The sequence below is a fragment of the Paenibacillus sp. PastM-3 genome, from assembly GCF_029893965.1.
In the GTDB taxonomy this organism is placed as follows: domain Bacteria; phylum Bacillota; class Bacilli; order Paenibacillales; family Paenibacillaceae; genus Paenibacillus_AQ.
This window is the reverse complement of the sequence record NZ_JARXXP010000004.1, coordinates 42,335-63,296: the sequence shown is the minus strand read 5'-3', so window position 1 is coordinate 63,296 and position 20,962 is coordinate 42,335. Positions and strand designations below refer to the sequence as shown.

General features: G+C 46.4%; 17 protein-coding genes and 1 other RNA gene. 1 reads left to right on the top strand and 17 read right to left on the bottom strand.

Annotated features, from left to right (window positions below):
- Window positions 1–392 precede the first annotated feature (392 nt).
- From accC to M2108_RS09165, 11 genes are all read right to left on the bottom strand, one after another.
- Window positions 393–1,751, bottom strand: coding sequence for an acetyl-CoA carboxylase biotin carboxylase subunit (accC, locus tag M2108_RS09215; RefSeq protein WP_277468807.1), 1,359 nt, complete (start codon window positions 1,749–1,751; stop codon window positions 393–395).
- 2 nt (window positions 1,752–1,753) lie between these two features.
- Window positions 1,754–2,218: an acetyl-CoA carboxylase biotin carboxyl carrier protein gene (accB, locus tag M2108_RS09210; RefSeq protein WP_277468806.1), complete on the bottom strand. Its 465-nt coding sequence runs from the start codon at window positions 2,216–2,218 to the stop codon at window positions 1,754–1,756.
- Between the two features lie 48 nt (window positions 2,219–2,266).
- Complete coding sequence (locus tag M2108_RS09205) at window positions 2,267–3,283, bottom strand: 5-oxoprolinase subunit C family protein (RefSeq protein WP_277468805.1); 1,017 nt, start codon at window positions 3,281–3,283, stop codon at window positions 2,267–2,269.
- Complete coding sequence (pxpB, locus tag M2108_RS09200) at window positions 3,280–4,023, bottom strand: 5-oxoprolinase subunit PxpB (protein ID WP_277468804.1); 744 nt, start codon at window positions 4,021–4,023, stop codon at window positions 3,280–3,282. Before pxpB ends, M2108_RS09205 begins: the two co-directional genes overlap by 4 nt.
- 274 nt (window positions 4,024–4,297) lie before the next feature.
- Window positions 4,298–5,089: a putative hydro-lyase gene (locus tag M2108_RS09195; protein ID WP_277468803.1), complete on the bottom strand. Its 792-nt coding sequence runs from the start codon at window positions 5,087–5,089 to the stop codon at window positions 4,298–4,300.
- Window positions 5,090–5,106: 17 nt separating this feature from the next.
- Window positions 5,107–5,871: a LamB/YcsF family protein gene (locus tag M2108_RS09190; protein ID WP_277468802.1), complete on the bottom strand. Its 765-nt coding sequence runs from the start codon at window positions 5,869–5,871 to the stop codon at window positions 5,107–5,109.
- 89 nt (window positions 5,872–5,960) lie between these two features.
- The gene (locus tag M2108_RS09185) at window positions 5,961–6,119 is read right to left on the bottom strand and encodes a hypothetical protein (RefSeq protein ID WP_277468801.1); all 159 of its coding nucleotides are present in this window, start codon (window positions 6,117–6,119) and stop codon (window positions 5,961–5,963) included.
- The gene (locus M2108_RS09180) at window positions 6,120–7,580 is read right to left on the bottom strand and encodes a sodium:solute symporter family transporter (RefSeq protein ID WP_277468800.1); all 1,461 of its coding nucleotides are present in this window, start codon (window positions 7,578–7,580) and stop codon (window positions 6,120–6,122) included.
- Window positions 7,580–8,440 carry a carcinine hydrolase/isopenicillin-N N-acyltransferase family protein gene (locus tag M2108_RS09175; protein WP_277468799.1) on the bottom strand — a complete coding sequence of 287 codons (861 nt, stop codon included), beginning with the start codon at window positions 8,438–8,440 and terminating at the stop codon, window positions 7,580–7,582. The genes M2108_RS09180 and M2108_RS09175 overlap by 1 nt, the downstream gene beginning before the upstream one ends.
- Window positions 8,441–8,749: 309 nt before the next feature.
- Window positions 8,750–9,517 carry an IclR family transcriptional regulator gene (locus tag M2108_RS09170; protein ID WP_277468798.1) on the bottom strand — a complete coding sequence of 256 codons (768 nt, stop codon included), beginning with the start codon at window positions 9,515–9,517 and terminating at the stop codon, window positions 8,750–8,752.
- 228 nt (window positions 9,518–9,745) lie between these two features.
- Entirely contained in the window at window positions 9,746–10,585 is an 840-nt protein-coding gene (locus M2108_RS09165) for an Rpn family recombination-promoting nuclease/putative transposase (RefSeq protein ID WP_277468797.1), read from the bottom strand.
- Between the two features lie 472 nt (window positions 10,586–11,057).
- Here M2108_RS09165 and M2108_RS09160 point away from each other — a divergent pair, with 472 nt between their 5' ends.
- A complete protein-coding gene (locus M2108_RS09160) occupies window positions 11,058–12,896 on the top strand; it encodes a hypothetical protein (protein ID WP_277468796.1) in 1,839 nt (612 codons plus the stop codon).
- Between the two features lie 399 nt (window positions 12,897–13,295).
- On the opposite strand, the gene M2108_RS09155 is transcribed toward M2108_RS09160, so the two are convergent.
- The 6 genes from M2108_RS09155 to secG all read right to left on the bottom strand — a co-directional run bounded on the left by M2108_RS09155 (window position 13,296) and on the right by secG (window position 20,906).
- Window positions 13,296–13,622 (bottom strand): recombinase family protein, encoded by a 327-nt coding sequence (locus tag M2108_RS09155; RefSeq protein ID WP_277468795.1) that lies wholly within the window; start codon window positions 13,620–13,622, stop codon window positions 13,296–13,298.
- Between the two features lie 204 nt (window positions 13,623–13,826).
- Window positions 13,827–15,542, bottom strand: a complete 1,716-nt coding sequence (locus tag M2108_RS09150; RefSeq protein ID WP_277468794.1) for a hypothetical protein — start codon at window positions 15,540–15,542, stop codon at window positions 13,827–13,829.
- A gap of 344 nt (window positions 15,543–15,886) precedes the next feature.
- Window positions 15,887–16,251, bottom strand: a transfer-messenger RNA (tmRNA) gene (ssrA, locus tag M2108_RS09145).
- A 196-nt stretch (window positions 16,252–16,447) separates the two neighbouring features.
- Window positions 16,448–16,927 (bottom strand): SsrA-binding protein SmpB, encoded by a 480-nt coding sequence (gene smpB, locus M2108_RS09140; protein WP_090718591.1) that lies wholly within the window; start codon window positions 16,925–16,927, stop codon window positions 16,448–16,450.
- Window positions 16,928–17,580: 653 nt separating this feature from the next.
- The gene (rnr, locus tag M2108_RS09135) at window positions 17,581–20,427 is read right to left on the bottom strand and encodes a ribonuclease R (protein WP_277468997.1); all 2,847 of its coding nucleotides are present in this window, start codon (window positions 20,425–20,427) and stop codon (window positions 17,581–17,583) included.
- A gap of 245 nt (window positions 20,428–20,672) precedes the next feature.
- Window positions 20,673–20,906 carry a preprotein translocase subunit SecG gene (secG, locus tag M2108_RS09130; RefSeq protein ID WP_277468793.1) on the bottom strand — a complete coding sequence of 78 codons (234 nt, stop codon included), beginning with the start codon at window positions 20,904–20,906 and terminating at the stop codon, window positions 20,673–20,675.
- Window positions 20,907–20,962 lie beyond the last annotated feature (56 nt).

The following is a 20,962-nucleotide window of genomic DNA, read 5'->3' as shown; positions in this document are numbered from 1 at the left end:
TTTTATAAAGCGGTATCCCTCCAGAAATCCGATCACAAAAGCTTCCTCTTCTTCCAGACCCTGTTCAGTGCTCATAGCCTCCTCCATGAATCCGTACAATTCACGTTGAGTCCTTATATGCTTTGCAGCCTCTCGTCCTGCAGACAGGTCTTAAACAATTCCATCGCATACGCTACTCAAGGTCTTCCTCATCCAGGTGTCCTAAATAATCGCTATACAACTCCATCATCCCATCTCCAGAACCCCAGCCAATATCCTGACTGCTCGTCGTCAGTTCGTTGCTCAGCAGCGCTTTAAACCTATCTTCAACAAAGAAAAAGAGGCCCCCCTAAGGTCAATCAAGACCTTTCGGGAACCCCCTTTTCAAGATCGCCCTGCCGGGCCGCTGTTTACTAGCTTTTTTCCCCATCCATAATGGAGTAAGCTTCGAGAAACTTCGTATTAAAATCGCCGCTGACGAACCGCTCATGCTCCAGCAATCGCTGGTGAAACGGAATGGTGGTCTCTATGCCCTTAATCGTAAATTCATTTAAGGCCCGCTTCATTCGCTGTATGGCTTCCTGACGATCCTTTCCCCATACAATCAATTTGGCTACCATTGAGTCATAGAAAGGGGATATTTCATAACCGGCAAAAACAGCGCTGTCGATTCGGACGCCGAAGCCGCCCGGAGGACGGTACTGCTCGACCTTCCCCGGCGACGGCATGAAATTAAGAGTGGGATTCTCCGCATTAACCCGGCACTCGATCGCCCATCCGTTAATGCGAACTTCGGCTTGCTCAAAAGAAAGCGGAATGCCTGCAGCCACGGCGATCTGCTCTTTAATGAGATCCACGCCGGTCACAAGCTCGGTGACCGGATGCTCCACTTGAATCCGGGTATTCATTTCCATAAAATAAAATCGCCCGTGCTTATCCAAAAGAAACTCTACGGTGCCTGCCCCGTGATAATTCACGGCTTCAGCAGCTAATACAGCCACGCGGCCCATTTGCTCCCTCAAGTCCTGATCGAGCGCAGGCGATGGGGCCTCCTCGACCAGCTTCTGATGACGGCGCTGAATGGAGCAGTCCCGCTCTCCAAGATAGACGACATGGCCGTGCTTATCGGCCATAATCTGAATCTCGATATGTCTAGGCTCTTCCAGATACTTTTCCAAATAGACACCGGCATCGCCGAAAGCCGTTTCCGCTTCCTGCTGCGCCTGACGGATACATTTGCCGAGCTCTTCCTCATCCCGGGCGACACGCATGCCTTTGCCGCCGCCGCCTGCGGTTGCCTTTACAATGACGGGATATCCGATTTCTCTTGCCACACGGGCCGCTGTCTCCACATCTTCAATAAGGCCTTCTGTGCCCGGGACTGTAGGAACGCCTGCTTGCTTCATCGTTTCCCTGGCTATCGCTTTATCTCCCATACTTCGGATCGCTTCCGCTTCCGGACCGATAAACACAATGTCGTTCGCTGCGCATAGCTCTGCGAAATCAGCATTTTCAGCCAGAAAACCATAGCCCGGATGGATGGCGTCAGCTTGGGTGAACTTGGCTAGCGTGAGGATATGCGCGATATTCAAATAACTGTGCTTCGATGCCGTCGGCCCGATGCAATAAGCTTCATCCGCAAGCTGCACGTGCAGCGCATGCCGGTCCGCTTCCGAATATACGGCAACCGTAGCGATGCCCATCTCGCGGCAAGCTCTTATAATCCGAACGGCAATTTCCCCCCGATTGGCGATTAATACTTTGTTGAACATGATCATTCCCCTTTGCTAACGATGAACAGAGGTTGTCCATACTCAATAAAATCCCCGTCCTTAACCAGCACCTCTTCAATCCGTCCATCGACTCCCGCAACAATTTCGGTAAACAGCTTCATCGCTTCCAATACGCATACGACCGTGGCTGAATCCACGGTTTGACCGATTTTGACGAATGGCTCTTCGCCAGGCTGCGAGGCGGAATAATACGTCCCCATTGTAGGCGAGGTAATCTTGTGCAGACTTGCATCCGGTTGAAGCTGATTGTGTTCGGCTACGCTATCATCCACGGTATCCACACCTGAAAGCTCCTCCTGCGGAACACCGATGTTCACCTTGATCGATTTGTCCGCAGACCCGTCGCCTTTTACAATAACGATTCGTGTTGTCTCATGCTCAAAACGTTGGATAGAAGACTGCTCCACCATCTTAATCATTTCTCTTAGCTCGTTAATAGTAGACATTACATAACTCCCTCAAGCTTATTTGTACGGTGATATAGACTGGGCTGATTACAATGCGATTCCCTGAGCCAACTTCAGGCTGATGGCGGACCTCATCTCCTCCATGTCCCGTTCTCTATCAAGATACAGCTTCTCCGCTTCCCTCGCCGTAATCTCTTGAAATGCCAGCTTTTGACCCGGCTTCATCTGGGCAATGAGCGCAATATCGACAACGGCCACCTGGGCTATGCTCGGATAACCCCCCACGGTCTGTCTGTCAGCCAGCAAAATAATCGGATTGCCGTCGGGAGGCACCTGAACCGTTCCAAGGCAGACTCCCTCCGAAATCATCTCAAACGGCTCCTCCAGCTGCAGCGCCGGTCCTGACAGACGATAGCCCATACGATCCGACTGGGGGGTAATCTGAAACGGCTCACTATAGAGACGATTCCGGCTAACATCGTCAAAACGCTCAAATTGACTACCCCTCGTGACACGCACCAAGATATCCCCTGCATGCTTTAGAATCGAGCCGCCTGCATACCAAGGAGTCGAAGCAAGCGTATCCTCTCCCGCGCTCTTCTGCAGGCTCCTCATCAAACGCTTGGACTTCTCCCCCATAGTCTCCAGGGCAAGCTCGTCCCCTTCTTTTAATGCCCGACCTTCATAACCGCCTATGCCGGCGCGCAGGTACGTGCTTTTGCTGCCCATGACCGCCGGAATATGGTATCCTCCTGCAACGGCGAGATATGCCCGGCATCCCGATTTGCAAGCGCCAAACTCAAGCACGCTGCCTCCCTTGACATAGAGCGGTCTCCACATCGGAACCGGCTGTTTATCGATGACAGGCGATAAATCTCCGCCTGTTATAGCCAGCAGGGTGTCGTTTTTGATAAGCAGCGAGGGCCCCATTAACGTCATTTCGAGCGCTGCTTCAGCTTCATCGTTTCCAACAAGCAGGTTAGCCGTACGAAGGGAATAGGTATCCATCGCACCGCTAACGATCACGCCATACTTCTGATAGCCGTACCTGCCCAAATCCTGTATGCTGGTTAGCATTCCCGGCTGCAGCACGCTAATACTCATGGATTCGCACCCCCGTAACTCTCAAACTCTTCCAAGGAGATGGAACGAAAAATGATAGTATCTCCCGATCGCAGAAGACTTGGCGGCTGTTCGTCCGGACGGAACAACTGCAGGGGCGTTCGTCCGATTAACTGCCAGCCCCCCGGTGTCGAGATCGGGTAAATACCCGTTTGCATGCCGGCAATTCCTACCGTTCCTGCCGGAATAGCCGTTCTTGGCGACGACCTTCTAGGCGTCGCAATCCGATCGGGCATTTCCCCCAAATAAGGAAAACCGGGAGCGAATCCGATCATATAAACAAGGTATTCCCCGCTGGAATGAATGTCGATGACTTCGTTGGGCGTTAACCCATTATGAGCTGCCACAACCTCTAAGTCCGGTCCGAATTGCCCCCCGTAGCAGACGGGAATTTCCACTATCCTGTGCTGATCGCCTGCATGCTCGTCAAGCTTCGATGCCAGCTGCTGCAGCATAGCCGAAACAATCTCATAACAAGATTGATCCGCAAACTCCTGACTGTCGATATGTAATTTTCTTATTTTCAAAGGATCGTAGAGCACCGTAACGCTTGTAAACGCCGGTACGCACTCCACCATTCCTGGAAAAGGATGCTTATCCAGACAGTCTACGATTCTCTTTACCCTACGATGTATATCAGGATGAATGCTGTTTCCCAATTCCATTCGAATCGCCGATTCCCCAAGCGGGAATATCTGCATCGGAAATTCATCTATATTCATAACCTGGTTCACTTCATCCCTTCTATTCCGAATATCGGAATCGTAATTCCGAATTATGAACTTCAATCTCTATTATAATGCGATTCCATCAGACTGCACAAGACATTGTCTTATACTTCTATCGCCCCTTCAAAAAAATGACAATCCGATTTAAAAAAATATAGCTGACCACAAGCAGATCAAGCGGGCGAACCCGGACAGCCCCTTCTTCGAATGGACTAATCTTCAGGTAACACCGCTCTCAGCTTGCCGTCAGCTATCGTTGCTTGAGGTATTATATAACGCCGAACTGCTCGTCGCGCAGGTCCGAAATAAACATATGCCCCGGAGCGTGGGTAATCATAAGCTCCGGCTTCACATGCATCGCAACCGCTTGCGGCGTCACACCGCATGCCCAGAACACAGGAACCTCGCCTTCCTTGATCGTGACGCTATCCCCAAAGTCAGGCTTGTGAATATCTTCAATGCCAATGCTCGCCGGATTGCCGATATGGAGCGGAGCGCCATGGACCGCCGGAAAACGGGAAGTAACCTGAACCGCCCGAACGACGTCCTTCTCGGGAATCGGGCGCATACTGACGACAGTAGGCCCTTCGAATCTGCCTGCTTTTATACACGGAATGTTCGTCTTATACATCGGTACATTGCAGTTTTCCGTAATGTGCCGGACCTCAATGCCGTTATTCATTAACGGATGCTCAAACGTAAAGCTGCAGCCGATAAGGAAAGCGACCATATCGTCTTCCCAATAGTTCACGATATCCGTTACCTCTTCCACTAATACACCGTGCTTATAAATTCTATATTTCGGGATATCCGTTCTCAGATCCGCTCCCGGAGCGGAAAGCAGCGGGAACGGGGATCCCGGTTCTGTGACGTCGATAATGGGACATGACTTCGGATTCCGCTGACAGAACAGCAGAAATTCAAAGGCAAGCTCTTTCTTCAAAATAGCCAGGTTCGCTTGTGTAAACCCGGATGCCATGCCTGAAGTCGGCTTTATTAACTCATTGTTCCGAATCAAGGAACGAATCTCAGATGCACTCATACCAGCCAAATTACTCATTAAAGCTCATCCTTTCTTTATCGTCGTCCTGCCGCGCGGACCGTAATGCCCGACGCTTCGCAGCTTTCCCGAATTTGACGGGCAAGCGTTAAAGCCTGCGCATTATCGCCATGAATGCAGACAGTATCTGCCTTGATCTTGATATCCGCTCCTTCCTGCGACGTCACAACAGCTTCTTTAACCATGCGCAGAACATTGGAAACGGCTTGATTGTGGTCGGTAATGACAGCATTCGGAACATTTCTCGGCGTTAAAGAGCCATCCCGCTGATACATGCGATCCGCGAATACTTCCTCAGCCGTTTGAAGACCGAGTTCCAAGCCTGCCCGCACCAGCTCGCTGCCGGAGAGACCGAATAAAATAAGCTCCGGATTATAACGATACACGGCTTCAGCAATCGCTTGGGCCAGATCCCTCTTCCCCGCTGCCATATTATAAAGCGCACCATGAGGCTTTACATGCTGCATGACGCCTCCCTCGGATTTCACGAATCCATCCAGCGCGCCAATTTGATACAGGACCATATCGTAAGCTTCTTGAGGAGTGATCGCCATATTCCGCCGGCCGAAGCCGATCAAGTCGGGCAGTCCGGGATGCGCGCCAATTGCTGTTCCGTTCTCAAGCGCAAGCCGGACCGTTCTACGCATGACCCCGGGATCGCCTGCATGATATCCGCATGCAATATTCACCGATGTCACTATAGGCAGCAATTGCTCATCCAGTCCCAGCGTATAGGCGCCAAAGCTTTCCCCCAGGTCGCAATTCAAGTCAATCCGGTACATATCGTATGCCTACCTTCTTTAATCTCTTGTCTGTGAATAGAAACCTAGCTCAAGCAGCTAGGTTTCTATATATATCCATTATATTGCAATTATTTATTCTGGTGGTTCTTCTGTGCAGGTTTAGGCTGTCTAAATGTAGCCTTAATCCAATCTCTTAAACTATACCCAGCCAAAAGAAGATTTACAATTATAAACCAAGCTAGCAGGACATAGACGGTAATGACGAACGCATTTTCACTCATTTCCATTTATATTGCCTCCTGTTTAAATGCCTTTTCAAATTGGAATTCATGATCTGGCTTAATTAATGTGCCAATCAGCGGTATTCCCGCAGCGATCGCGTGAGAGATCAAATAGCCTACCCACAAAGGAACGATCGGTTCCATTAGTCCCGCACCAGGGATAACGGCAAAGAATAGTCCGGAGATCGTACCGACTACCAAGCCCCAGTAGGCGGCGTTTTTATTCAGCTTTTTGATGAAGACAGACAACACGAACGGCCAAGTCATCGCAAGCGTCAATGCGCCGACAGCGTAATTCAAATAAAGAATCGAGAACTGCGCCAAGCTGAACAATGCGATGACCAGCCCGCTGATAATGACAACAATACGGGCGATTTTCATTTCCTGATTCGCATTTATTGTCGCGTTTTTCTTGAAGTAAGGAATATAAAGATCTTTCACGATTAAGGTAGACAATGCATTAAGACAGGAATCGGTAGTCGATAAAATGGTAGCAATCATAATGATCGCCATCGCGTAGCTGCCCCAAGTCCCAAGAAGCTCACCCACAACGGCAGGGAAAATCTCCGATGGATTCACATCCATTCCTTGCGCCAAGCCTACCATACCCATAAGGCCGGCTACCGCAGGAATCGGCAGCCAAGCAAAGGTTGTCCCAAGCACCAGCTTGGATTCATTCCCTTTCTTGGTTGCGTAGACCCGCTGCCACACGCTTTGATCGATGATCGCATAATTGAGGAATGAAAGCAAACTGACCAAAAGCCAGCCAGTAATGCTGTCCTTTGTCCAGAGTAGCGTCGCTGTATCGACGGACGAATTGACCAGTCCTTGATAAATTTCGCGAGGACCGCCGGCAGCCCATAAGCAGAGCGGTATAATGACTGCGAGTAAAATGAGCAGCATCGAAAAATGCACGACATCCGTGCCGATCGACGCCCTCAGCCCGCCGATGGTCACATAGGTAATGACGATAATCGCGCCCAGCATAACGGATGCGGCATGCGGAATACCAAATAAAACATTCATCACGAGTCCGATTGCCGTCATCTGCAGCACAGCCCAGAAGAAGGATTGCAGGATGCCCACTATCGTAAAGACAATATGCGTCTGCTTGCCGATTCTGGCCTTCATAAATTCAGGCATTGTGCTAATGGAAGGCGCAATCTTGCGCACTCTTTTAAATATCGGCCTGCCTAGCAGCAAGGCGGATATAAGAACCGAGATACCGTACATATAAAAACCGGCCACACCAAAATTATAGGCTCCTTCGGCAGCCCCCATCAAGGAACTGCTCCAAACCCAAACCACAACCAATGAACCCATTGCCATCGGCAAGCTCATGCTTTCCCGGGCGGAGAAAAAGTCATCGATATTTTTTTTGCTGTTGCGAGTTGAAAGTACAGATACGATAACCATAATGACCCCAAAGGTAAGCATAATCGCGTAGCCAATCCAGCTGTTTAGCATCAGTGATCCCCCTTATGTATTAATTCCCCATGTAATGTTGTTAGCTCTGTTGTTTCTTCTGCCGCCCATTCATTCAGTATGAAGGGGACATATCGGCCCCAGCTCCGCATTTCCGTTTCCTCTCCGCAAGGAGGACCGTAACAATATTCGAGCTTCCTGGCCAAAGGATCCATAATCTCCGAGCTTACCGTTCCCACCTTTTCCCCGTGGTTACAGGTCGAACCTCCCCAGTGCGCCCCCCGCTCCCTAAGGTGATGATTGCGCAGAAGCGACTTGATGTCGTCAACGTGATCCTGTTCATTCTGACCCAGTCTATACATGCCGGATTCATAACGAATAAGCGAACATGTTTCGGCAATTTCCTGCTCATTGGCATACGGAAGATTCAGAAAATGGTTCGTCCGGATGACAGATTGATCGGGATTCCATTCAAAATGCTTACGGGTAGGATGAATTTCGCTTACGAGCAAATTTCCATGGTCATCGGCGAATAGAAAATTGCCATGCACCTTGACGGGATGGTCCTGAAGATACTGCTCTATGTCTTGCAGCGTCTCGAAGCTTCCCAGAATATGACCGCCGAAATCTTTGAAGCCCAAACCGCCCTGATACCTTTCCGGCTCGCAATCCACATAGGCAAAGGTAAAAGCAATGCCCTTCTCGTTAATTCCCCGAGTGATCATGTTGGACCAAGGCAGACTGTCATCCGGACAAACCAGCTGCGTCCCCATGTACTTGAAGCGATTTCCTTTCACAACGCATACTTTCGTCCGAGTATCCCAAGGATTATCGCTATTGGAGGCCAAAAGATAACGCTCGCCGCTACGGAAGGCCGCTATCGTACAACCTGGCACTGTCATTTTTTCACCGCCTTTACGCTTTAGTGGGTGTTCCGAATTTCGGAATATCAGTTCCACTTTTATTGAATACTAGAATTATAGCTAATCCGACACAAATTATCAATGGGTTTGTCAGAAAATATAACATGAGTGTTGCAGCTTTTCCGTGAAGCACAAAAAAGCACATCTCCCTAATAGAGATGTGCCTTTTTTCGATAGCAAAATCATTCTTACGGTCGCTGTTGCAACCAGAGCAATTTGCTCTCTCCGCGTGCGCTTATGCTTCTTTAGTTCAACTTATATAGAATAGCTGCTCTGTTCCCCCTAACCTTACACTAGGGCTTTATCCGTCCAGCCTAATTTTCGCGAAATGTCAGTGGCCGAGCTTTTGACTCTCTCAATCAGTTCAGGCAGGCGATCCTCCTGAAAGCGGATATCGGGACCCGCGATACTAAGCCCTCCAACCACTTTTCCGGAATAATCAAAAATTGGCGCAGCCAAAGAAGCGGTATGATCCTCAAGCTCAGAATGGCTGATGCTGTAACCATTTATCCTCGACTCTTCCAGCATTTGACGAAGCTTTTGCTTATCGGTGACGGTTCCAAGCGCAAAAGGCACCGGATTAATCGTTTGCAAATATTGCTCTCGTTCCTGCTCAGGCAAAAAGCTGAGAATAATACGGGCGCAAGCGCCAGCATATAATGGCGCTCTCCGGCCAATTTTCGTATAAAGCCGAACCGGATGAGTCGATTCCAGCTTCTCGATGTAAATGCATTCGTTGCGGTCCTTGATCACGAGGTTTACCGCTTCCTCAAACTCATCGCGAAGCGCTTGCATAACCGGCCGGGCCACCTGCCTGATATCCAACCTCTCGGCTACCAGTTGACCGAATTGCAGAAATAATAATCCAAGCGAATATTTACCTTCCGCATCCTTATGAAGAAATCCCATCTCTTCGAGTGAACCAATCATCCGATGAATAGACGTTTTGGGAATGCCCGAGAGCTGCACCATCTCATTCAGGCTTAACTCCTCATTCGTAAGGAAAAGATTAAGGAGGTCCAGCGATTTTACAACGGTTTTATTTTTATTAATCATCGGTTTGCCTCCAGAAGCATACAACTGAAATGTCGAACTAAAAAAGGTATGGCTGAGTAATAATTATACAGCGTTCTCAGCGATATTCAACATTAGCCCCTGGCCGACCCCTGTCCGAAGATAACGGCACATAAGTTTCTACGAGTGTAGTCACGGATTTGATGTCACCCGAGTATCGCCCCGTAACCAGCTATACGTTGGGTCAGCCTGATTTTATTCTTCCACATGTTAAAGCTTTATAGCTTTGATTTCACTTTCACTAAGCCCCGTCGCCTTGGCTACAGCAGCATAATCCATCCCCATTGCCAGCAAATTGCGGGCGACTTCTTTTTTCCCTTTGTTTATTCCTTCTGCAATTCCCGCAGACTTCGCCCCTTCAATCATAGAGGCTTCATCATGCAAATATTTTTGCCGAGCCTCATACAACCGTCTGGCCTCTGAATCCTGACTTAGATATTGCAGAGTATCCATGGCTTTCTCCAAACCCGGTTCATTCATCTTCAGCACCTCCCATTGTGATGTATCGGCACCCTTTAAGAACAATAACCAATTAATCAATCCGCCTTCAGACGGAATATTACGTTCATCCAGCTTCGGCAACTCCAAGAAATGAACCTCGATGTCGTCAATCAAGGCTATACCTGTCCGGTCTTCCCGAAGATGAAATACGTTATGATATTGTTCATTCTTTATGAAGGAATAGTTTAAAATATTGATCGTTACGCATTTCTTTAACTCTGGATACTTGTCGCCTTCACTGAGCTGGCTGGCATAGCGTTTGCTCCAATAAAAAAGCGTCCTTTTCTCTATGTCGTACTTATTAAACAACTGCATTTCTATATCAATCAGTTTACCTTCTGAGGTCTTGGCGTAAACATCAAAGATGGACTGTTTGTCGAGTGGATCGTCTTTATCCGTATAAGGGTTCATCAGGATAATCTCGGTCAGCGGCGGCTCACCAGCTTCAGTGAAAATGCAGTTAAGAAATGCCAGCAGCACATCCTTATTATTTTCGCTGCCAAATATCCGTTTGAATACGAAATCTACCCGCGGGTCCAGTAGTTCCATCGGCATCAGCTCCATTCGTTATTATTATAGCATTTTTCAAGGCAACTGATCTTTACAGGAAAACGAAAAAAGACACCGATAAAGGTGTCTTTCACTGATACTCCATATGGAGCCGAGGGGAGTCGAACCCCTGTCCGAAGATAACGGCACATAAGTTTCTACGAGTGTAGTCACGGATTTGATGTCACCCTAGAAGCCCCCCGTAACCGGGTCCCCTTCGGGTCAGCCTGATTGTCTCAAGAAATTCAAATTAATATAAAAGAGCACTAACATTAACAAAGGTATCGCTCCTGCGACCCAGTCTCGTCAAGTTGTGCTCGGTTTTTGCATTATTAGTCTATTCAATAATCAGTGCTTTTATACACAAATAATACTCTACTAAATAAACATTGTCAAGTGGCAATGATCTATGATAAAAAACCAAAATACTGTAATATATAAAAGTATAACATAGTTACCCTTGGAGGTACAAATGGAAACAATGATGGAGGAAAACATGAGTGCTCAAGAAAGAAAATTAGTTTCTCAGAAATACTTCATATACAGAATAAATGAATATTTTAAAAATAATCATCACATATTACAAGAAAAAAGATGCGATAGCGTAAGGGCCATGCTGTGCGACTGTCTTGATATACATGATGAAATCAATAAAAATAAAGGCGATGTTACAAAGCTTGAAATTGCATTGAACTACCTTTATAAAGCAATTATTTATCGCATAGAAGAGAATCCATTATCGAAGCATCCTTTTCTACTTAAGGATTTTAATAATTTAATCAAAAAACTCAAAGAAGAAAAAAGAAATCATGTGGCAGAATTCAGCTTTATTTCAAGTTTACTAAAAAAGATAAAAAATAAAGACATAATTACATTTCACATTGATATTATCAAGGATGTAGATAAGTTATCATTTTCGCAAGTCGATGAACTCCTTGATTCACTTGTTAATGAACTTTTATATGAGGGATACTCACTCTCATTTCTAGATGAATGGTGCGTTGAAAATATTTTAAAAGCACCAGAGATTAAAGATTTAAATGAACGAAACTTAGCCATTCTGTTAGGGAAATTCCAAGAAGTTTCATGTAAAAGCAATAAATATTCGGTCATTTTAAACAGTTGGCTACCTAAAGAATTATTCGAAGAATTATCCACTAAGACTACAATTAAAATTAACGATTTTGTATTTTCAGAATTTAACAAAAATGAAATGGTGATTAAAGAACATAATAAACATTTTATTAATTCGGAAAACTATTACTTTTTAAAAACTGAAACTATTGCTTGTGATAAATATAAGGCGATAGAGAAAAGCAAAAACACACTGGATGAATTTCTTCGTATGTATAAGTTTTTTGAAGGAAACTCGAGGACTAACCAAATGATTTGCTTGCATGTCCTAGTCAAACAAGAGGGCGAAAACGCAAACTGGGAAAAACCTCGCCCAGCAAACACAGATTATTCCAGAATCATTAAGGAAATGGACTCCAGAGAAAAAGAAGATATTAGAGATTTTATTACTTTACGTGATGAACTACGAAACAAAAACATACAATCAAACGATTTATTAGTCATACAAAGAGCTCTCGATTTGATAGGCACTTCATCAGAACAATCTATGGAAAATAGATTGCTGAATATATGGTCTGCCTTAGAATATTTGCTAACGTTCTACTCCAGAACCAGTATTATAGAAAAGGCAAGACAAATAATTCCTAAGGTGATTTGTCTATATTATATTAAGGATAAAATGAATAAATTGTGGGAAAAAATATTATTGTTTAAAGAAAAACATACTCAAATAAATGCAATCTATACTATTTGCGTCGATACAGAAAAAGAAGATAAATACGATAAAATAAATTTTCCTTCATATTTAGCAAATACCGAAAAAGCACAAGAATCTTACAATGCATTATCCTTTAATATTACTATGCAAAGAGAAGTTGCAGAATTAAATTTTCTACTTAACAAAGCAGGAGGCACAAAAACAATCATTACAAATACTTACACAAAGATAGAACATGATCTCAATCGAATATACAGAATTCGCAATAAACTTGTTCATTCAGGAAGCAACTTAAATACAAATATTGATATCTACACTGGAAGAATATATCGTTATGTGAATTGTCTGCTCGGCACTTTAATATACCATATTAAAAGATCACCTGAACTAACAATAACAGAGATACTATATTCAATTGATAGTACCTATGAATGGTATATAGAATTCTTAAAAGAGCATGAAAACCAGCCTGTTGCTAACATTAGGGAGCTTTCTTCGCCCCCTTACTTATATCTATAGATATTTTAACTATAAAATTCTAATATTTTTAATTGTAGGAATCAAAGGGATTGAATAGTACAATCCCTTTGATTTTAAAATTCACCAATTATTTTTTCATAAACAACTTATTGCCACTATGCAATCAGAGCATTTTGAGTGACAAAGAATCATTCAATTTGAATTGCATCGTCAAAAAAAGTTTCTGGATCTCCCACTGGATGAACACTTTGGAAATAAACTAGTGCAATATGCTCCGTCCGGATCATACGGCGGCGTATCACCATTACTGAATCCCTGTTTTATGTTCTGCGTCATCCCCTTCCTTATCTCAGTTGCTAAGTTTGCGTTAAAAAACTCCGAAATGACTTCCATCATCCCTTCCAGCAACTTATCCTGAGGTGTCTCCGCTTCAATCTGCTACGTAACCGAGATGACCTTCACCCCGCATTGATTCAGTAATGCTTTGTAGATGACATGATCGTCACTCTTACGTGAGCACCGATCAAACTCATGAACAACAACGACATCAAATGGTCGGTTGGAACGTTTGGCTAGTGCAATCATCTTCTTGAACACAGGACGATCATCCGTCTTTGCCGACTTTCCTTTTTCAATGTACTCGTTGACGATGCTCCATCCTTTGTTCAGACAATATTGTTGAATAGTCTTATCCTGTGCTGGAATGGACAGTTCCTTCTCAGCTTGACGATCTGAAAATACACGAACATAAATAGCTACTTTCATTGAATGCCTCTTCCTTATCATGTTTGTAGGCATAAAAAAACAGGCACATCTTTTTGGCGTACCTGCGATGGAACTGCGTATTATTGTAATACTGATTATACCGGGAACTTTGACAAAACTAAATGTATTAACCAGAAGTACGCCCAATGTACATCCCAACGTGTTAGTATAGTCCATCCGCTTGAGTCATCCTTTGCCGATAGCTCAGGATTCTTCGCTTGGTGCATTGCTTTTCATAACTGCAATTACATAATTAAGCCAATCATGAAATCGCTTCTTAGCCGTAACGGAGTGGCTATGCGGTCTTCTAGCATATGCAAGATAGTCATGAAAAGAAATGTATCTGTATCTGGAAGAAGCTTTTTGTGAAAATGAATTTACATGGTTACATCCCTGCTCCATTAAACTCACTAATTCCTCAAATTCATTTACATCGAGAAGATGCCATTCAATCAAAGAGCCCCTATCATATAAGCCCTCATCGCGTAGCCTCTGTTCTATTCTCTCATATACAATTTTCACACCCGATAGCGAACCTTGTGTGACTATCACAGCATGTATTTTCCTTACTTTTGTAAAATCAATCGGCACATTCTCGATTGGTGCCTCCATAAACCTTTGAAGATGAGCATATATTTTCTTAGCAGGTTCAATAATTAATTGAGAAATATCCTTCTCAAACGATTCTATATTACCAGCTACAAGAGTTGTCTGCATGTTTAATCTTTTAGCTTTATAATCGAATACAATCAAATCGTTTTTATACTGAACAAAACCATCTGGTGATAGCAAATTATTTTTTGCATACTTATAATGAAACTCAGGAATATACCTAGCCATTTTTAGTGATGGTTCTGCATTAACCAGTAAATCGTGACAATACAACTCAAATATGCGACCAATAAATATTCTAAACTTATTTGCTAGTTCTGGACCTAAACCATCAATAATTCTCCAATATAATCCATCCCATATATTATCAAGCACCAACTGACTATCAAGTGGATAGAAAACCTCCCCTTGACGAATAACTGGCTTCTTCCTAAAATAATTAAAATCCCATCTATGACAGGTCGATTCTGCAAAACTCTGCTTAAATTCCTCCATGGAGATTGTCGTCATTTGAAATAGGTTTTGAATCTCGTCCGTGTCTATGCCAAGATATTGTATATACTTATTAACATCGTTCACCATTCTATTCGTCCATATAAAATCTCTGACATCGCCACTTGGATAAAATGATGCATTAATTGCAGTCATAAAAAATAAGTAAGCTTTGATGCTAACACCAGTATTGTTATAAAACAATTCCGCAATATCTACATACTCTTTAGTTTTAAATCTGTCCTTTTGAGAAGCTATATTCAAATAACATTCAATGCTTCTTTGTACAGTGTGCAGATAATTAACATTTCGATTGAAAATTCCATTTTGCACACTTTCAAGTTCAATGATTTTCATGTCTGTAGGAATTTGATAGAAACTAGAGAGCATGGTGGAAAGATAGAAACAATCCATAAATGTACTAGGGTTATTTATTTCAGGCACATCATTATAAGTTACCTCATCTGCATGAACGAGTAACCACTTAACTGCATTTAATAGCATTTGCCTGTTATTAAAAAACACATTAGGTCGCTTATAATGTAATATTCGTTCGATATAATCTTTATGTATTCCTTGTTCCCAGCACCTTATGATGACTTCATTTAAAACAATATCAGTATCATCCATATGTGATGAGGCTATTAGCCGAGAGATCGCAGGAAAGAGGTTTCCTATACTTGCTTTTTTAAATTGAGCAATTATTTCTGTCTCTGATGGAGAATATTGCATCATCTCATTGTAATCAGCAGATACCATTATGTTCATACCTGTAGCAGGGACATCTAACCGTCTCTTCTTTTTACTATGTGCCAAATGATTACCTCCCAATTGAAGCATACAACATACAACATGCAATACTAATAATAGATAATTATATATTAAATCCTGTGTTCACGCAGTGGGATAGGCTGTCTAGTCTCAGCCTATGGTAAACAGAAGAAGATAATCAGGCTGACCCGAAGGAAAACCGGTTTTAGAGCTATAATCAGATGGCATAAAATGAGGTATATAAGGTGGTTCCACCACGCATATTGTCAGAACTATTTCTTATTCGACCTCAGAAGATCCAGAAACCCTACAGCCACGAGGATAAACCATCCGCGTCGAGTACGATAACATGAAAAAAAGACCCCCAAGGGTCTCTTTTCTGATACTCCATATGGAGCCGAGGGGAGTCGAACCCCTGTCCGAAGATAACGGCACATAAGTTTCTACGAGTGTAGTCACGGATTTGATGTCACCCGAGTATCGCCCCGTAACCGGCTATACGTTGGGTCAGCCTGATTATCTTCTTCTGCTGACCCCAGGCGGAGACCAGACAGCGTATCCCACTACTTGTTAGCCCCTATCCCTGTCACATGGGCGATGCAGGGTAGAAGCACGCACACAGGTTATTAAGCTGCGAAAGCGTAGTTGTTGTTTTGTTTGCCGTTTAATAGGCTTTAGCGTTGATGAAGCGGACGCGTCCCCACTACTCGCTGCTCATGCTCGAACTACCCCCGTCGAATCCAAGAACGGCCCCTCATTAAAAAGGGCGCTTCGGATCAAGCGGATCTTCTAAGCAAGAGAGATCCAATCTGCAGCCTCTAACCTGAGGACTGCCACGAAGCAAAAATCTTACTTACACAGTATAGCACATTTATCAACACTTTAACACGTGGGTTAAAGGAATTGAAGGAGCAATCTGGAATTCCTGCTTCCGGTAACACGTTAGCAGCTTATCTGGCGATCTTCTGCTTCTCACGCAGCGCGCGCTGGATATCGCGTTGAGCGTCCTTTTTGGCGGCAGAGTCGCGTTTGTCGTATTGCTTCTTACCTTTACCGAGGCCGATCAGCAGCTTGGCATAGCCGTTACGCACATAGATCTTCAGCGGCACTATCGAGTAGCCATCCTGCTTGGATAAGCCGAGCAGCTTGTTGATCTGCACCTTGTGCATCAGCAGCTTACGCGTACGCGTCGGATCGTCAGGATTGGAACGGTTACCCTGCTCAAAAGGGCTGATATGCATGTTATGGATATGAATCTCGCCATTACGGATGGTAGCGAACGCATCACCGATGTTAGCGCGGCCATTACGCAGCGACTTGATCTCTGTACCGGTCAGCACCATACCCGCTTCATAAGTGTCCTCGATAAAATAATCATGGGAAGCTTTTTTGTTCTGGGCGAGCACTTTCCCGTCTGCTTTTTTACCCATGAAAGTCACTCCTTGAATCGAATTCCCCGCAAGAAGCAGAGTTAATGTCAGATCTATATTGTATCAAAATGGATCCGGTGAACGCAAGGAAGCACGTTTCCAGCTTCGGCTAGTAACAGGCTCAACATCGGCAGATCATTTTGACAACTGTATGTCAGGTAGTTAGATAAAGCGATATGACTAAGCTAATATTGTCCTCAATACACGGTCATTCCCGCATAATTGTACTGCTTAAGAGGACTCATTGTTCAGTAATCGACCGGATTAATCTTAACGCTAACATTTCGGGCCAATTGGTCACATGTAACGGACTCAGGGGACCTTATTGGGTGATATTCCTGCAGTTTGATATTCTAACAGACACAGATGACGCTATTTATGCTGGTTTGCTGTAATTTCCACACTTTAGTAACACATAAGGTCACTGGAGTCCATTACCTGCTGCAGGAGGGTAATATGCAGAGAATAACGGCATCTGAGTCCGTTAGAATCGTTGTGACGTAAGCTCGGCACAATAAGTATGCCAAATAATTCCCGAAGGCAAACAACAGACAGTATGTACAGATCAAGACATCCGCAGACAACAGCTGCATGCAAAAAAAAAGCGCCCGAAGCAACCATATAAGCTGCTTCGGGTGCCCCTCTGTCTCAGTCTATTCCTGAGACTTCTTCTTCTTTTTCTTGCGGCGCACGGCGTTCTCCGCGTTGCCGCTACCCTGGCCGCCCGGCGTGACAGCCGGGCTAGTGAAGACGCCGCCTTTCTTCTTGCGGCGGCCCTTATCCTTGCCGCTGCCACTGCTGCGGCTTTCAAACCCGCGGTCCTCCCGGCTCGTGAACCGGGTGTTCGCGTCAACCCCGCGCAGCTCGCCGCTGCCCGCGCCGTCTCCAGCCGGCGCGCCGTAGCCGCCCTTGCCGGAGCCGAAGCCGAAGCTGATGCCGCGCCCTGCGGCATCGCCTCCAGCCGCTCCGCCGCGGCCTCTTCCGCCGCCGCTGCGCTCACGCGGCGCACTGCTGCCGCCCGCTTCGCCGTTCAGGGCGGCAAAAGCACGGCGCGCGGCCTCAGCCGGGCCGCCCCCGCGCTTGCCGCGCGCAGGCGCATCCGCCGGCGCGCTTCCGCCGGGCGCCGCTTCGCTGCGCGGCGCCGTCTCCCATGTGCCGGTAGCTACGGCACCGGCTTTGCGCTTGCCGCCGCCCTTGCCTTTACCGGCGGCACCGAAGCTCTTTGCGGCACCTGCTGCGCCGCTGCCCTTACCTCTGCCAGCCCCGGGCTTGTCCTTGCCACCGCGCCCGCCTTTACCCCCGGCGAAGCCGCCGCCCTTGCCCGGACGGCCGCCGTAGCTGCGGTGTTCACCCGCTGCACGCGGCTTCATGTCAACCAGCTCAAAGTCGATCGTATGGTCGTCCATGTTCACCTTGGCGACACGGATCTTCACCTCGTCGCCGATGCGGAACACCTTGGACGTACGCTCACCGATCAGCGCCATATGGGCTTCGTCGAAGTGGTAGTAATCATCCGTCAGAGCGCTGAGACGGATCAGGCCTTCGACGGTATTTTCAAGCTCGATGAACATCCCGAAGCTGGTCACACTGCTGACCATCGCCTCGAACTCCTCCCCGACCTTATCCTGCATATACTCAGCCTTCTTCAGCTGTTCGGTATCACGTTCAGCTTCAACGGCCACGCGCTCACGCTCGGAGGACTGCTGGGCAATATCGGGCATCCGGCTGGCCAGATACTCATGCCGCTTCTCGGTCAGCGCCCCGCCGTTCTCAAGCACCTCACGCATCACACGGTGAATGACAAGGTCAGGATAACGGCGGATTGGTGAAGTGAAATGGGAATAGTATTCGGCAGCCAGTCCAAAGTGGCCCGTGCTCTCGGCATCATATTTCGCCTGCTTCATCGAGCGCAGCATCATCGTGCTGATCACCGTCTGCTCCTTCGTCCCTTCAATCTGCTCGAGCAGATCCTGCAGGGCACGCGGGTGAATGGAATTCCCCCGGCCTTTGACATGGTAGCCGAAGTTAGCGGCAAAAGCCATAAAGTTCTGCAGCTTCTCCTGATCCGGGTCCTCATGGATACGGTACAGGAACGGCACCTTCAGCCAGTGGAAATGCTCAGCCACTGTCTCGTTAGCCGCCAGCATAAATTCCTCAATAATCTGTTCCGCCACGGAACGTTCGCGTTTTACGATATCAATCGCTTTGCCGGTCTCATCGACGATGATTTTGCTTTCTTCAAAGTCAAAATCAACCGCTCCGCGCCGCATCCGGGCCGCCCGCAGCTTCATCGCCAGCTCTTTCATCAGACGAAAATCCTCGATCAGCGGGCTATAGCGCTCCAGCAGCTCCGGATCTTCATCCTCCACAATTTTGCGGACGTCGGAATAGGTCATTCTTTCTTTGGTACGGATAACGCTCGTAAAAACATCATGCTTCACGACCTTCATATGCTCGTTGAACTCCATCTCACAGGACATGGTGAGCCGGTCCACCTTGGGGTTAAGACTGCAGATCCCGTTCGACAGCCGGTGCGGCAGCATCGGAATAACCCGGTCTACCAGATAGACGCTGCATCCCCGGTCATATGCTTCCTTATCCAGCTCCGAGCCCTCACGCACGTAATAACCGACGTCAGCGATATGAACGCCCAGCTTGTAATTTCCGTTCTCCAGACGCTGCACATTAACCGCATCATCAAGGTCCTTGGCATCAGCGCCATCGATCGTCACAATGTTCAGTCCGCGCAGATCGCGCCGGCCCTGCTGTACAATCTCTTCTTCCGTAATGGAATCCGGAGCCTGCTCCGCTTCCCGCATTACCTCAGCAGGAAAAGCCTCCGGCAGCTGATGCTTGCGGATAACAGAAAGAATATCAACCCCCGGGTCATCCTTATGCCCGAGAATCTCAATAACTTCGCCTTCTGCCGCTGCCCGGCCTTCCGGGTAATTTACGATGCGCACAACAACCTTTTCACCGTCAACCGCTCCGCCAAACGACTGCTTCGGAATGAAAATATCCCGGTTAATCCGCTTATCATCGGGCAGCACAAAACCATAAGTCTCCAGGCTCTGAAACACTCCGACAGTCTGCAGCACACCGCGTTTGATGATCCGTTCCACTTCACCTTCCATCCGTCCGCCTGAAGGGCTCTTGGAGGTGATACGGATAAGTACGATATCCCCGTTCATTGCACCCTTCAGATCATTGGCATGAATATACACATCAGGATGATCGCGGTCATCAGGAATCAGAAAAGCAAAGCCCTTAGCATGAGCCTGCAGCCGTCCGCGCAAAAGATCCATCCGTTCCGGCACACCATAACGGTTATTCCGGGTCAGTACAATCCGGCCGTCCTGCTCCAGTTCTGAGAGCAAATCCTCAAACGCCTTGAACGAAGCGCTGTCCTCTATCGCAAAATGGCTGACCAGCTCATCGTAAGTCAGCGGCTTATAAGCGGTTTCCCGCATAAAATCAAGTAATATTTCCTGTGTTATCAAATAAGTCACCTCGGCCCTTTCGCAGCACCGTATGCTGCCGGCAAATATGTACGTCTTGTCCTCTTTGGTTCTTCTTGCATCAAGTAAATTTTACCTCTATATACTTCATACCCTAGTATACACGAAATCAATCCCGCCCATCCCTGTTATGATTATCCCAAGGTTAACGCAGGCTCAAAAATCCAAAAATAAAAAGCCCCCGCCCCATTCCATTCAGAACAGAGCGAAGGCTTAGTGTATGCAGTTTAGTCTACAAAAATGGCAACAACGATTGACATGATAAAGAATCCGGCTGCCAATGCAACTGTTACACGCTGCAGTACGAGTTCCATACCGCGAGCTTTGGTTTTACCGAAGAGATGCTCAGCACCGCCGGAGATGGCACCGGAAAGACCCGCGCTTTTCCCTTTTTGCAGAAGAACGACCGCAATCAGACCGACGGAAAAAACCAGGAGCACAATTTTCAAAAAGATATCCATTCACTTCCACCTCCTACGTCCAAGCATCACTATCTATGGTAATTTAGATTTCACGA

Bases quoted from the DNA above. Each gene is read 5' to 3' on its own strand.
- accC (WP_277468807.1), bottom strand. From the start codon at position 1,751: ATGTTCAACAAAGTATTAATCGCCAATCGGGGGGAAATTGCCGTTCGG.
- M2108_RS09160 (WP_277468796.1), top strand. From the start codon at position 11,058: ATGGAAACAATGATGGAGGAAAACATGAGTGCTCAAGAAAGAAAATTA.
- smpB (WP_090718591.1), bottom strand. From the start codon at position 16,927: ATGGGTAAAAAAGCAGACGGGAAAGTGCTCGCCCAGAACAAAAAAGCT.
- M2108_RS09185 (WP_277468801.1), bottom strand. From the start codon at position 6,119: ATGGAAATGAGTGAAAATGCGTTCGTCATTACCGTCTATGTCCTGCTA.
- M2108_RS09190 (WP_277468802.1), bottom strand. From the start codon at position 5,871: ATGTACCGGATTGACTTGAATTGCGACCTGGGGGAAAGCTTTGGCGCC.
- M2108_RS09170 (WP_277468798.1), bottom strand. From the start codon at position 9,517: ATGATTAATAAAAATAAAACCGTTGTAAAATCGCTGGACCTCCTTAAT.
- M2108_RS09175 (WP_277468799.1), bottom strand. From the start codon at position 8,440: ATGACAGTGCCAGGTTGTACGATAGCGGCCTTCCGTAGCGGCGAGCGT.
- M2108_RS09195 (WP_277468803.1), bottom strand. From the start codon at position 5,089: ATGAGTAATTTGGCTGGTATGAGTGCATCTGAGATTCGTTCCTTGATT.
- M2108_RS09165 (WP_277468797.1), bottom strand. From the start codon at position 10,585: ATGGAACTACTGGACCCGCGGGTAGATTTCGTATTCAAACGGATATTT.
- M2108_RS09180 (WP_277468800.1), bottom strand. From the start codon at position 7,580: ATGCTAAACAGCTGGATTGGCTACGCGATTATGCTTACCTTTGGGGTC.
- M2108_RS09205 (WP_277468805.1), bottom strand. From the start codon at position 3,283: ATGAGTATTAGCGTGCTGCAGCCGGGAATGCTAACCAGCATACAGGAT.
- M2108_RS09155 (WP_277468795.1), bottom strand. From the start codon at position 13,622: ATGAAAGTAGCTATTTATGTTCGTGTATTTTCAGATCGTCAAGCTGAG.
- secG (WP_277468793.1), bottom strand. From the start codon at position 20,906: ATGGATATCTTTTTGAAAATTGTGCTCCTGGTTTTTTCCGTCGGTCTG.
- pxpB (WP_277468804.1), bottom strand. From the start codon at position 4,023: ATGAATATAGATGAATTTCCGATGCAGATATTCCCGCTTGGGGAATCG.
- accB (WP_277468806.1), bottom strand. From the start codon at position 2,218: ATGTCTACTATTAACGAGCTAAGAGAAATGATTAAGATGGTGGAGCAG.